14 protein-coding genes are annotated in these 11,636 nt (G+C 68.8%); 4 read left to right on the plus strand and 10 right to left on the minus strand.

Going from position 1 to position 11,636, the window contains the following annotated elements; translation table 11 throughout:
- Positions 1-18 precede the first annotated feature (18 nt).
- From DI276_RS53205 to DI276_RS47320, 7 genes are all read right to left on the minus strand, one after another.
- On the minus strand, positions 19-588 hold the full coding sequence (locus tag DI276_RS53205; protein ID WP_112276658.1) for a TetR/AcrR family transcriptional regulator: 570 nt from the start codon (positions 586-588) through the stop codon (positions 19-21).
- A complete protein-coding gene (locus tag DI276_RS47295) occupies positions 531-1,808 on the minus strand; it encodes an FAD-dependent monooxygenase (protein WP_112276660.1) in 1,278 nt (425 codons plus the stop codon). Before DI276_RS47295 ends, DI276_RS53205 begins: the two co-directional genes overlap by 58 nt.
- Positions 1,809-1,880: 72 nt before the next feature.
- A complete protein-coding gene (locus DI276_RS47300; RefSeq protein WP_112276765.1) occupies positions 1,881-2,516 on the minus strand; it encodes a DedA family protein in 636 nt (211 codons plus the stop codon).
- A gap of 68 nt (positions 2,517-2,584) precedes the next feature.
- Complete coding sequence (locus tag DI276_RS47305) at positions 2,585-2,779, minus strand: hypothetical protein (protein WP_112276662.1); 195 nt, start codon at positions 2,777-2,779, stop codon at positions 2,585-2,587.
- A gap of 4 nt (positions 2,780-2,783) precedes the next feature.
- Positions 2,784-3,935 carry an N-acetylglucosamine-6-phosphate deacetylase gene (gene nagA / locus DI276_RS47310; RefSeq protein ID WP_112276665.1) on the minus strand — a complete coding sequence of 384 codons (1,152 nt, stop codon included), beginning with the start codon at positions 3,933-3,935 and terminating at the stop codon, positions 2,784-2,786.
- The gene (locus DI276_RS47315) at positions 3,932-4,843 is read right to left on the minus strand and encodes an ROK family protein (protein WP_232837411.1); all 912 of its coding nucleotides are present in this window, start codon (positions 4,841-4,843) and stop codon (positions 3,932-3,934) included. The genes nagA and DI276_RS47315 overlap by 4 nt, the downstream gene beginning before the upstream one ends.
- 118 nt (positions 4,844-4,961) lie before the next feature.
- Entirely contained in the window at positions 4,962-5,525 is a 564-nt protein-coding gene (locus DI276_RS47320) for a SigE family RNA polymerase sigma factor (protein ID WP_086661329.1), read from the minus strand.
- Between the two features lie 40 nt (positions 5,526-5,565).
- Here DI276_RS47320 and DI276_RS47325 point away from each other — a divergent pair, with 40 nt between their 5' ends.
- Positions 5,566-5,850 carry a YciI family protein gene (locus tag DI276_RS47325; protein ID WP_112276669.1) on the plus strand — a complete coding sequence of 95 codons (285 nt, stop codon included), beginning with the start codon at positions 5,566-5,568 and terminating at the stop codon, positions 5,848-5,850.
- Here DI276_RS47325 and DI276_RS47330 read toward each other — a convergent pair.
- Together DI276_RS47330 and DI276_RS47335 are read right to left on the minus strand one after the other, a co-directional pair.
- Positions 5,840-6,691 carry an SDR family oxidoreductase gene (locus tag DI276_RS47330; RefSeq protein WP_112276671.1) on the minus strand — a complete coding sequence of 284 codons (852 nt, stop codon included), beginning with the start codon at positions 6,689-6,691 and terminating at the stop codon, positions 5,840-5,842. The two genes, DI276_RS47325 and DI276_RS47330, sit on opposite strands and share 11 nt — an antisense overlap.
- Positions 6,692-6,735: 44 nt before the next feature.
- On the minus strand, positions 6,736-7,662 hold the full coding sequence (locus DI276_RS47335) for an aldo/keto reductase (RefSeq protein ID WP_112276767.1): 927 nt from the start codon (positions 7,660-7,662) through the stop codon (positions 6,736-6,738).
- 31 nt (positions 7,663-7,693) lie between these two features.
- Between DI276_RS47335 and DI276_RS47340 the strand changes: the two genes are divergently transcribed.
- Both DI276_RS47340 and fbaA read left to right on the plus strand, forming a co-directional pair.
- Entirely contained in the window at positions 7,694-8,491 is a 798-nt protein-coding gene (locus DI276_RS47340; protein ID WP_112276673.1) for an LLM class F420-dependent oxidoreductase, read from the plus strand.
- A 57-nt stretch (positions 8,492-8,548) separates the two neighbouring features.
- Entirely contained in the window at positions 8,549-9,583 is a 1,035-nt protein-coding gene (gene fbaA, locus DI276_RS47345) for a class II fructose-bisphosphate aldolase (protein ID WP_112276675.1), read from the plus strand.
- Between the two features lie 45 nt (positions 9,584-9,628).
- On the opposite strand, the gene DI276_RS47350 is transcribed toward fbaA, so the two are convergent.
- Positions 9,629-10,744 (minus strand): hypothetical protein, encoded by a 1,116-nt coding sequence (locus DI276_RS47350; RefSeq protein WP_112276677.1) that lies wholly within the window; start codon positions 10,742-10,744, stop codon positions 9,629-9,631.
- Positions 10,745-10,993: 249 nt separating this feature from the next.
- Here DI276_RS47350 and DI276_RS47355 point away from each other — a divergent pair, with 249 nt between their 5' ends.
- Positions 10,994-11,404, plus strand: a complete 411-nt coding sequence (locus tag DI276_RS47355; RefSeq protein WP_045315667.1) for a DUF3151 domain-containing protein — start codon at positions 10,994-10,996, stop codon at positions 11,402-11,404.
- Positions 11,405-11,636: the final 232 nt, after the last annotated feature.

Here is an 11,636-nt window from a genome sequence, read left to right on the forward strand (position 1 = left end):
GGTCCAGACCACAGCAACCTAAGGGCGGTATCCGACCTGGTGCAACACTTTGTGCAAGAAAGTTTCCAGTTCTGCCGGGGTGTTCTGCTCCGGGCGGGTCAGGGCGCGGTAGAAGAGGGCGCCGCCGACCAGGTCCACCACGAGGGAGAGGTCGGTCCCGGCCGGGAAACCGGGACGGATGACTTCGTAGAGCACGGCCCGGCGCGGCGCGATGAACAGGTCCCAGTACCGCCGCATCAGCTCGAAGTTGTCCGCGGACGCGCCCACGATCCGGCGCAGCAGCTGGACGGATTCCGGCGTCGACATCAGCGCAGCCCAGCCCTTCAGCGTCTCCTCCGGCGGCGCGACGGCCATCCGTTCGGGATCGAGCGCCGCGACGGTGCGCGGCAGCTCGATCACGCTGAACAGGAGCTCTTCCTTGGTGGCGAACCGGCGGTAGACCGTCGCGCGGGTCACGCCCGCGCGACGTGCCACCTGCTCGATCGAGGTGCCGTCGAGGCCACGTTCCAGGAAGAGCTCGAAGGCCGCCGTCAGGATCGCGTGGTCGGCCTCGGGGTCGCGGGGACGCCCAGCACTTCGTTCAGCCACGCGGAAAGCCTTTCAGAGGGACCACGCCACGCGAGGTGGCCGTCTGGACGCACCAGCAGCGTGTCACCGGCGCGTTCATGGTGCACGACGTCCCCAAGTCGCTCCCGCGCCACCTCCAGGCCCGTCGCCGGCCCCGCCAGCACCCACCGACCGACCCGCGCGAACGCCGGCACGCGCTGTCCTCCCCGCCGTCCGACGGCCAGCGGACCGGAGTACCGGACGTCCAGTTGCGAGGCAGCACGGACCAGACGCCGTTGCACGACGGGAAGGGTCAGCAACGGCCACATGAGGTCCCGGAGCGCCCCGCTCACCAGCCCCGGCCGCATCGCCACCCTGGTCGCCGGCGTGGTCGTGGCCAGCACCCGCGCGGCGACCGGCCTGCGCTCAGCCTCGTAGGTGTCCAACAAGGCCGGCGCAGCCCTGCCCTGCACGACCAGCGCGAGCTTCCACGCGAGGTTCTCCGCGTCGCCGAGCCCGGTGTTCATGCCCTGCCCGCCCAACGGGCTGTGAATGTGCGCGGAATCGCCCGCCAGCAGCACGTTCCCCCGCCGGTAGGCCGCAGCCTGCCGCCGGTGGATCCGGAACGCCGACTCCCACACCACCGAGTCGATCGGCCCCGGTGTCCACCGCCCGCCGTCCGGTGACATCACCCGCCAGATGTCGCTGGGCAGCGGGAAGAGCGTCGTCATCCGCGGTCCGTCGAGCAACACGTGGATGGACTCGCGGTCGAGGTCCCACCGCGCGTGCACGTCGCGCAGCAAGAAGTTCTCCATGACGGACTCGCCCTCGAACGCGATCCCCGCCATCTTGCGCACCGCAGAGTGCGCGCCGTCGCAGCCGACCAGCCAGTCCCAGCCGGAGACGGACGCGACCGGCGTGTTCCACTCGATCTGCACGCCCAGCGCGGACAACCGGTCGCGCAGCCGTTCCTCCACCCAGGCCTGCGACACGATCAACTGACCGGCGTCCCGCAGAAATCCCATGTCCAGCGCCACCGCGCCGTTGATCCGCAGCGACCGCAACCGGATCGCCTTGTCCGGCAGGTCGCCCAACGCCCCCAGCCGGGCCAGCACCTCGGCGCCCCGAGGCTGCAGCCCCAGCGCCCTCGACGTCGTGGCGGGCCCGGAAGCCGCGTCCACGATCCGCACATCCACCCCGAACTGCCGGAGTCCGCACGCCAGCGCCAAGCCGGTCGGGCCCGCCCCCGCGATCGTTACCATACAAATACAGTACAGCTCTGTATTCAAATCACGCCAGCAAAAAGGCCCGTCCAGCAGACGGGCCTCAGTGCCTCAGTCCTCGATCTTCTGCATGACCTGGGTGATGTCGTCGGCCTCTTCCTGCAGGAGCGACTTCTTCTCCCGGCGCGCCTTGATCACCTCGATGATGATCGGCACGATCGACAGGAAGACGATGGCGAGCAGCGTGACCTCGAGGTTGTTCTTGATGAACGAGATCTGGCCGAGGTAGTAGCCGAGCACCGTCAGACCCGCCGCCCACGCCACACCGCCGATCGCGGAGTAGGTGAAGTACTTCTTCGGGTCCATCCGCCCGACACCGGCCATGGCCGTGATGAACGTGCGGACGATCGGCACGAACCGCGCGAGGACGATGGCGCGCGGGCCGTACTTGTCGAAGAACTCCTGCGTCTTGTCGACGTACTCCTTCTTGAAGATCTTCGACTCCGGCTTGTTGAACAACGCCGGACCGGCTTTGTGGCCGATGTAGTAGCCGACGACGTTGCCGACGAAGGCGCACACCGTCAGCAGGATGCAGACGAGCCAGAGCGGCGTCGAGATGTGCCCCGCCGCGACGAAGAGACCCGCCGTGAACAGCAGCGAGTCGCCCGGCAGGAAGAACCCCACGAGCAGTCCGCACTCGGCGAAGACGATCAAGCAAAGCCCGACGAGCATCCACGGGCCGAGCATCGTCAGCAGTTTTTCGGGATCCAGCCAGTCAGGGCCCAATGCAATCGTCACGGGCACAACGGTACAGGTCAGCTCAGCGTGATCACTGCGGCCACCGTGCCCGCTGCCAGGCCCAACAGCAGCGCGAGGCCGAGGACCAGCCAGACCGACATGGGGGCGGAACGTTCCTCAGGAACCGGGACGGGTACGGCAAATCCGGCATTCGTGCTGGTCGCCTGCGCTCGCAACGCGTCGGTCACCAGCCGTTCCGGATCGTCCGCCATCCACCTAGTCCTTGACCCATTCGCCCTTGCTCAGCACGTCTCGCGGCTTCAATTCTGCATCGAGCACCACGATGTCCGCGGCACATCCCGCCTGGAGCTTGCCGGTGTCGAGGCCGAGCAGCTCCGCGCCGCGGGTCGAGGTGGCGTACGCGGCCTCCACGAGCGACAGTCCGCAGGCGTTGACGGCGTTGCGGAAGGCCATGTCCATGGTCAGCGTGCTGCCTGCCAGCGCGGCACCGCCTGCCAGCGTCGGCACGCCGTCGACCACGCGGACTTCTAGCCCGCCGACGTCGTACACGCCGTCGCCCACCCCGGCGGCCGCGATGGCGTCCGTGATGAGGACCGTGCGCTGGAGACCGGCGTGGTGCGCGGCCAGCCGGACCGCGGTCGGGTGCAGGTGCACCAGGTCGCAGATGAGCTCGACCGTGACGCGTTCGTCGTCCAGCAGCGCGCCGATCGGGCCGGGCTCGCGGTGGTGCAACGGGCGCATGCCGTTGAACAGGTGCGTCGCCACCGATGCGCCCGCGTCGACGGCAGGACGGACCTGCGCCTCGGTCGCGTCGGTGTGGCCGATGGCGGCGATGACGCCCGAGTCCACGAGCTGGCGCACGGCACGCACGGCGCCCTCCAGCTCGGGCGCGATGGTGACCATCCGGACGGTGCCCTTGCCCGCGTCGAGCAGCTTCGTCACCGCGGTCTGCTCCGGCGGGCACAGGATCGCCGGGTCGTGCGCGCCGCAACGTGCGGCGGACAGGAACGGGCCTTCGAGGTGAATGCCGGCGACGACGCCCTCCTGAACCAGCTCGGCCAGTGCGGACACCTGGTCGGCCAGCTCCGGCACCGGGCGGGAGACCAGCGAGGCCAGCAACGTCGTGGTGCCGTGCCTGCGGTGCGCGGCCGCGGCCTTGCGCACCTTCGCCGGGTCGCTGCTGGTGAACGCGTCACCGCCGCCCCCGTGGCAGTGGATGTCGACGAACCCCGGCACGATCGTGCCGCCGCCGACGTCGGTGGTCGGGCCGTCGGGCGCGGCGCCCTCACCGACCGCGGCGATCCGGCCGTCCCGGACGCTCACCCACCCGTTCTCGAGCACCCTGTCCGGCGTGACGACCCGACCATTGGTCAGGGTCACGTCGACAGGTCCACCCCACGTGCTCATGACGCCTCCAGCATGTCGATGGCCAGCAGCGCCGCGCCGAGGAAGCCCGCCTCGTCGCCGAGCGCCGCGAGCCGCAGCTCCGGTCGGCGCTGGAAGGCGATCAGCCCGTCCAGCCTTTCCTCGAGCGGCTCCACCAGCAGATCACCTGCCAGCGCGAGTCCGCCGCCGAGCACCACGGCCTCCGGGCCGAGCAACGTCGCCAGCACCAGGATCCCCCTGGCGAGCGCGTCCACGGCCTCGTGCCACACGGCGACAGCGTCCTGCTCCCCGGCGGTGACCCTGCGTGCGACTTCAGCGGCGCCGTTGACGGGGGTGCCGGTACGTGCGGTGTACCGGCGGGCGATCGCCGCGGAGGACGCCACTGTCTCCACGCAGCCGATCTGGCCACACGCACAAGGCACGCCGTGGCCGACGTTCACGTGCCCGATCTCACCCGCGTAGCCGGCGCCGCTGAAGATCTTCCCGTCGAGCAGCAGCGCACCGGCGATCCCGGTGCCGATGGGCAGGATCACCGCGTTGCGCAGTCCCTTGGCGGCCCCCATGCGGCACTCGGCGAGCCCGGCGGCGCGGACGTCGTGTCCGAACGCGACGGGAACGCCCAGCCGTTCCGTGAGGACGGTGCTGAACGGGAACTGGCTCCACGGCAGGTTGGTCGTGTACACGCCGACGCCGTTGGCCTCGTCCACGATGCCCGGCGCCACGACTCCCACGGCGTCGATCTCGTGCTCGGAGGCGTGCCGGAGCTCGTCGACGAGCTCGGCGATCACGGCCAGGAGGGGTTCCAGCTGCGCCGGGGTCGGCCGGCGGGCGTGCTTCTGCGCCGCCACCTCCTGCGAGGTGCCGGTGACCAGCGCCGCCTTGGTTTCGGTGCCGCCGATGTCGACGGCGACCACGTGTCTGCGTGCCACGAGGACTGATCCTGCGGCATCGGAGCCCTATTGGTCTATACCAAGTACCGGATTGGGGGCGTGACGTTACCCGGTGAGACCGCTCTCACCGGGCAAAACGGCCTGGTAAGGGGTTTCCCTACCCCGCCATGATCTTCTGCAGAGCGTCCAACGCGCGGGAAGCCGTCGACTTCACGGTGCCCTTGGAGATGCCGGTGGCCTCGGCGATCTCGGCCTCCGACAGGTCGCCGTAGTAGCGCAGCACGAGGACCTCGCGCTGGCGCGGCGGCAGCTGCTGCAGGGCCTTGACCACGGCCTGGTGCTCTGCCGTCAGCATCGCGAGCGACTCGGCCGACCGGGCGTTCGCCACGTGCGGCGGGGTGTAGTCGCGCGCGGTCTTGCGGCGGCGCAGCACGCTGCGCGAGCCGTTGACCACGGCCGTGCGGAGGTAACCCACGGCCGCCTGGGCGTCACGCAGGCCCTTCCAGTTGCGGTGCAGTCCGGCGAACGCCTCCTGCACCACGTCCTCGGCCGTCGACGGCTCGTCCACCAGCAGCAGCGCGAGCCTGACGAGGCGCATGCGGTGCTGCTTGTACAGGTCTTCAAGCGTGAGGGGCCCTGTGGGAGGTCCTGCGACGCCGTCCTTGATTCGCAGGTTGGTCAGGGTGTCCTGCACGGTGCGCGGGGTTTCTTCGCCAACCACAAGGTAGGACGGTACCGGTCAGCTTCACTACGGTGGGCGCATGGCCCGCTTTGCTGTCGAATTGGTGTTCGGTCCCGATCGGGAGAAGCGTCTCGCGGTGCGCCCCGCACACCGCGAGTACATCGCCTCCCTGTCCGAGAAAGGCGTGGTCCTCGCGGCCGGGCCGTACGCGGACGACACCGGCGCGTTGATCATCTACGAAGCCGCGGACGAGACGACCCTGAAGGAGATCATCTCCGCCGACCCCTACACCCCGGCGAACGTGATCACGAAGTGGGAGATCCGCGTCTGGAACGCGTTGCTCGGCTCCTGGCTCACCGACTAGCGGCTTGACCACCTGGTCCGACCAGGCCTGACGTGTCGCTGGCAGCCATCTGCCGGTCCGCGTCGGCCACCTCCTCGACCGCCTGGCGGTCCACGACCATCGGCGTGAACGCGCGGAAGTACTTCAGCGCGCCCACCCAGCCGGGGACGTGGACCGCCTTCGCACGTTTCTCGACGCCCCGGACGACGGCCCTGCCGACGTTGCGGACGGGGTACTTCTTGCCGGCCAGGCCCGGCATGCCCTGGCGCAGCTTGCCGAAGACCGGGTGCTCGTCGGCGCTGTTGACCATGTCCGTGGAGATCCACGAGAAGTACGCGGTGCCGACGTCGACGCCGAGGTGCCTGACCTCCGCGCGCAGGCTGTCCGCGAACGCCTCGCAGCCCGCCTTCGCCGCCGAGTAGGCCGCGTTGCCGGGGATGTGCACGATCGCGGCCAGCGACGACACGACCAGGCAGTAGCCGCGGCTGCGGATCAGGTGTGGCAGCGCCGTGCGGACCGTGCGCCACACACCGAGCAGATTTACTTCAACGACCCGTTCGAACGCCTTCGGGTCCATGGAACGCACGAAGCCGGTGGCCGCGATGCCCGCGTTCGCGATGACGACGTCGATGGCACCGAAGTGCTCGGCGACCTCGTGGAACGCGGTCTCGAGGGCGTCCCAGTCCGTGACATCGGCTTCCCACGCCTTGCCGCCGGTTTCCCGCGCCACCTCTTCGAGCTGGGCCTTCTCGAGCCCGACGAGCGCGAGACGTGCCCCGCGCGCGGCCAGTTGCCTCGCCACCTCGGCGCCGATGCCCCTGGCCGCGCCGGTGATCAGTACCACCTTGCCCGTGACGTCCATGCCGCCACGGTAACGCAACCTACTCCCGGTAAGCTACTGGCAAGTTAAATTGCGCTCAGGCGGTCCACCTCGGCTTGGGAGAGTTCCAGGGTGAGCAGCGGCACGAGGTCGCTGAGCTGCTCCAACGTGCGGGCGGACGCGATCGGCGCGGCCACCGTGGGCTGCTGGGCGAGCCACGCCAGCGCGACCGAGGCGACCGTGGTCTCGTGCGTCTCGGCCAGCTCGTCGAGCACCTCCAGGACCTGCAGGCCGTGCTCGTCCAGGTACTTCGAGGCAGCTGTCGCCCGAGCGCTCCGCACCTCGACGCCGGGCCGGTACTTGCCGGTCAGGAAGCCCTTGGCGAGCGACCAGTACGGCACCGTCGCGAGGTTGTGCTTCGCGACCGTCTCCTGGAGCTCGCCCTCGAACTGGGCGCGGCTGACCAGGTTGTACTCCGGCTGCAGCGCCACGAACTTCGCGAAGCCCTCGCGCTCCTGGATCTCCAGCGCCTGCTGCAGGCGTGCGGCGGAGAAGTTGGACGCCGCGATGTGGCGGACCTTGCCGTCCCGCACGAGCTGGTCGTACGCGGCCAGCGTCTCCTCGAGCGGCGTGTTCGGGTCGTCGAGGTGGTTGTAGTAGAGGTCGATGTGGTCCACGCCGAGCCGCTTCAACGAGCGTTCGGCGCTGGCCAGGACCGTGTCGCGCTTCTGGTTGTTGAACCCGGCGAGCATGCCGACCTTCGTCGCCACCACGATCCGGTCGCGGTCGGTGCGCCTGGCCAGCCACCTGCCGATGATCGTCTCCGACTCGCCGCCCGAGTTGCCGTCGGCCCAGGCCGAGTACACGTCCGCGGTGTCGAGGAAGTTCCCGCCCGCGTCCACGTAGGCGTCGAGCACGGCGAACGACTGGTCCTCGTCGGCGGTCCAGCCGAAGACGTTGCCGCCCAGGCAGAGCCGGGACACGTTCAGATCAGTGGTGCTCAAGATCGGCATAACGGGACCGTAGTCCGCGTTGCCGAGAAGCATGAGCGAGTTGTTGGGGAAGTTCGGGGTGTGGGGTTCGCGGTACCAGTGGGCGGACCGGGTCGACGAGGTGGCCGAGCTCGAGTCGCTCGGCTTCGGGACGTTCTGGCTCGGCAGCTCGCCGGAGTCGGACCTGGCACTGCCGGAGCGGCTGCTGGGCGTCACGAAGTCGATGACCATCGCCACCGGGATCGTCAACGTGTGGCAGACCGAGCCGGAGGACGTCTCCCGCTCGTTCCACCGGATCGGCAGCGATCGGCTGGTGCTCGGGGTCGGCGTCGGCCACAAGCAGATCGACCAGGCCTACGAGAAGCCGTACCCGAAGCTGGTCTCGTACCTCGATCGGCTGAACGTGCCCGCGGACCGGCTGCTGCTCGCCGCGCTCGGCCCGAAGGTGCTGAAGCTCGCGGCCGACCGGACCGCCGGCGCGCACCCGTACCTGGTCACGGCCGAGCACACGGCGCAGGCGCGGAGGGTGCTCGGCGACAAGATCCTCGCGCCCGAGGTCACCGTGGTCGTCGAGGAGGACCCGGAGGCGGCCAGGGCCATCGCGCGCGAGCAGCTGGCGTACTACTTCACGCTGACCAACTACACGAACAACTGGATGCGCTGGGGTTTCTCGCCGGAGGAGGTCGCCGCGCCCGGCTCGGACCGCTTGATCGATGCACTGGTCGCATGGGGCAGCCCGGCTCAGGTTGCCGCGAAATTGCGCGCTCACCTGGATTCAGGGGCGGACCACGTGGCCATCCAGTCGTTGAACGGCAGGTACGCCGAGTTGGCCGCCGCGCTGGCCCCGTGACACGTGCTCGTAGGATGCGGTCGACACGGCGTTCAGGGCACCTGAGGAGGACGACCGATGCCCATCGCAACCCCCGAGGTCTACGCGGAGATGCTGGACCGGGCCAAGGCGAACGAGTTCGCCTATCCCGCGATCAACGTCACCTCGTCGGAGACTCTCAACGCGGCTCTGCGCGGATTCGCTGAAGCCGAGAGCGACGGCATCATCCAGATCTCGACCGGTGGTGCCGAGTTCGCCTCGGGCACCAAGGTCAAGGACATGGTGACCGGCGCTGTGGCGCTCGCGGAGTTCGCGCACGTCGTCGCGGCGAAGTACCCGGTGAACATCGCGCTGCACACCGACCACTGCCCGAAGGACAAGCTCGACGGGTACGTGCGTCCGCTGATCGCGATCAGCCAGGAGCGGGTGGACAAGGGTGGCAACCCGCTCTTCCAGTCGCACATGTGGGACGGCTCGGCCGTGCCGCTGGAGGAGAACCTCCAGATCGCGAGCGAGCTGCTCGACCTCTCCGCCAAGGCGAAGATCGTCCTCGAGATCGAGGTCGGCGTCGTGGGCGGCGAGGAGGACGGCGTCGACAACGAGATCAACGACAAGCTCTACACGACGCCAGAGGACTACCTGAAGACCGTCGACGCGCTCGGCGCCGGTGAGAAGGGCCGCTACCTGCTCGCCGCGACGTTCGGCAACGTGCACGGCGTGTACAAGCCGGGCAACGTCAAGCTGCGTCCGGAGATCCTCAAGCAGGGCCAGGACGTGGCGGCGGAGAAGCTGGGCCTGCCGGCCGGCTCGAAGCCGTTCGACCTCGTCTTCCACGGCGGCTCCGGCTCGCTGCTCGAGGAGATCCACGAGGCCGTGTCGTACGGCGTCATCAAGATGAACATCGACACGGACACCCAGTACGCCTTCACCCGCCCGATCGCGGCGCACATGTTCGCGAACTACGACGGCGTGCTGAAGATCGACGGCGAGGTCGGCAACAAGAAGACCTACGACCCGCGCAGCTACCTCAAGGCCGCTGAGCAGGCCATGGCCGCCCGCATCGCCCAGGCGTGCGAGCACCTCAAGTCGTCGGGCCGCATGATCGCGGGCTGACTCGTGCTGTGAAAAGGGCCCCGGCGCTTGCCGGGGCCCTTTTTGTCAGCTCAGTTTGAGGCGTGAGGCGAGCAGTTGGGTTTCCGGCCGGTGGATGGCCATGTCGCCGAACGTCCAGAGCACCGCCAGCAGCACGGCCGTGACCGCTGCCGACGCGAACGCGATCGGCGGGCCCCACAGGTACTCCTGCTGGAACCAGATGCCGACGTACCCGACCGTCGTGACCGCCGCCGACCCCAGCACGGCCGCGGCCGGCGTGGGCATCTTGACGACGTGCGCCGCGTCGATCGCCAGTCCGACGACGATCAGGAACAGCGGCACCGCGGACTTCGGGAAGTCGATCCCCGCGAGCAACGGCCAGATCAGGCACCGGTACGCGACATACCCGCCCGCCACCGCCGTGGCCGCCCACGGCTTGTCGATCGTCCTGCGCGCGATCACCAGCACGATCGCCGCGGCGACCAGACCCCAGACCGGGTAGACCCAGTCCGCGATGGGCAGGGCGAAGTTCACCACCGCCTCGCGTCCGACCGGGATGCCGAGCTGGTCGGCGGCGAACTGCAGCAGGATCGGCTCGGCCTCTGGCCTGCCGTTGTCGTAGGCCTGCAGCGCGCGCACGCCGTACTCCTGGTGCTGGTTGGGGAACCAGATGTTCTCCAGGAAGAAGAACCACAACGCGACCAGCCCGAACGTCCTGGCGTTGCCCTGCGGGAAGAACTTCATCCAGCCGCGGATCGCGCCGGCCAGCATCACCGCGGTGCCCAGGTAGAGCAGGGCGTGCGAGCCGGACCAGGACGTGATGTCCAGGCCGTTGACGCGGTGGTTGATCACGTCGATCGGCAGGGCGACCAGGAAGATCCCGCAGCCGACCTGCATCAGTCGCAGGGTCAGCTTGTCCACGCCGTACCCGGTGAACGTGTGGAACAACGTGAGCCCGACCACGATCACCGTGCCGACCGTGTTGATCAGGTGCGGCGGAGCCAGGTCGTCCCGCAGCCACTTGAAGTGCCAGGAGACGTCCCACGACGAACCGATCAGCTTCAGCAGCAGACCGACCAGCCACAGCTGGTAGAGCTGCTTCGTGAGCTTCGCCGGTGTGTCCCTGCCCGGTGTACCCCGCTCCCAGTACTGGTCGCGGAACTGCCTTACCCCCTGGATCATCCCGACATCATGCGTGGCTGGTCGGTGTCCAGGAAGCCGAAACCACCCTGGTTTTACCCTGATGTTTCCAATTCGTATGCACGATCGGGTGAACGGCGTTGATCTGGTCGGGCTAGCGCGGAACCATGCCTGGCCATGAGCAAGAAGATCATCGCTGGGGTGCTGGTTACTGCGCTGATGCTGGCCGTTGTGGCTGCGGTCATGCGGGTCTTCCTCTCGTAGGTTCGAGTTGTGCGGCACGATGGCCGCATGGTTGAGAACCTCCTCGGACCCGAGCCGACTCGTTTGCCTGATCGTCCTGAGGCGCAGGCTGCTGCTGACGGGGGTACGGACCCCGGCAAGATCGTTCGGGCTTATCCGGACTTCTCCGAGGCCTGGGCATTGCTGGCTGAGCGGGCGTTGCACGCTGGGGACCCGGTGGCTGCCTATGCCTATGCGCGTACCGGGTACCACCGGGGGCTGGATCAGTTGCGGCGGTCCGGGTGGAAGGGGTTCGGGCCTGTGCCTTGGGACCACCGGCCGAACCAGGGGTTCTTGCGGGCGTTGGGTGCGCTTGCTCGGGCTGCTCGGGAGATCGGGGAGGACGAGGAGTGGGAGCGGTGCTCCCAGTTCCTGGCTGATTCGGATCCCAAGGCTCCTGCTGCGTTGGGGCTGGTTTAGGGGCCGCCGTTCCGGCGTGTTTGCGCCGGGCCGCCGTTTCGGCGTGGGCGCGTCGGTTGCGTAGGTCGTCCCCCTGTTGCGTGCTCCCGTTCACCGTGCGTGCTTCCCCTTGGGAGGCGCCGCCCCCAAACCCCCCGCCAATCTGATCGGGGGGTCCAGCGCCGCACGCGGGTTGATGGCACGCCTGTTGCTTACGGCGGCTGCCTGTTGCGTAGGTGGTGCGGTCCGGGCG

Origin of the sequence: Lentzea terrae (assembly GCF_003265345.1) — a bacterium.
Taxonomy (GTDB): Bacteria; Actinomycetota; Actinomycetes; order Mycobacteriales; family Pseudonocardiaceae; genus Lentzea; species Lentzea terrae.

Bases quoted from the DNA above. Each gene is read 5' to 3' on its own strand.
- DI276_RS47295 (WP_112276660.1), bottom strand. From the start codon at position 1,808: ATGGTAACGATCGCGGGGGCGGGCCCGACCGGCTTGGCGCTGGCGTGC.
- DI276_RS47300 (WP_112276765.1), bottom strand. From the start codon at position 2,516: ATGCTCGGCCCGTGGATGCTCGTCGGGCTTTGCTTGATCGTCTTCGCC.
- DI276_RS47305 (WP_112276662.1), bottom strand. From the start codon at position 2,779: ATGGCGGACGATCCGGAACGGCTGGTGACCGACGCGTTGCGAGCGCAG.
- nagA (WP_112276665.1), bottom strand. From the start codon at position 3,935: ATGAGCACGTGGGGTGGACCTGTCGACGTGACCCTGACCAATGGTCGG.
- DI276_RS47325 (WP_112276669.1), top strand. From the start codon at position 5,566: ATGGCCCGCTTTGCTGTCGAATTGGTGTTCGGTCCCGATCGGGAGAAG.
- DI276_RS47330 (WP_112276671.1), bottom strand. From the start codon at position 6,691: ATGGACGTCACGGGCAAGGTGGTACTGATCACCGGCGCGGCCAGGGGC.
- DI276_RS47335 (WP_112276767.1), bottom strand. From the start codon at position 7,662: ATGCCGATCTTGAGCACCACTGATCTGAACGTGTCCCGGCTCTGCCTG.
- DI276_RS47340 (WP_112276673.1), top strand. From the start codon at position 7,694: ATGAGCGAGTTGTTGGGGAAGTTCGGGGTGTGGGGTTCGCGGTACCAG.
- fbaA (WP_112276675.1), top strand. From the start codon at position 8,549: ATGCCCATCGCAACCCCCGAGGTCTACGCGGAGATGCTGGACCGGGCC.
- DI276_RS47350 (WP_112276677.1), bottom strand. From the start codon at position 10,744: ATGATCCAGGGGGTAAGGCAGTTCCGCGACCAGTACTGGGAGCGGGGT.
- DI276_RS47355 (WP_045315667.1), top strand. From the start codon at position 10,994: ATGGTTGAGAACCTCCTCGGACCCGAGCCGACTCGTTTGCCTGATCGT.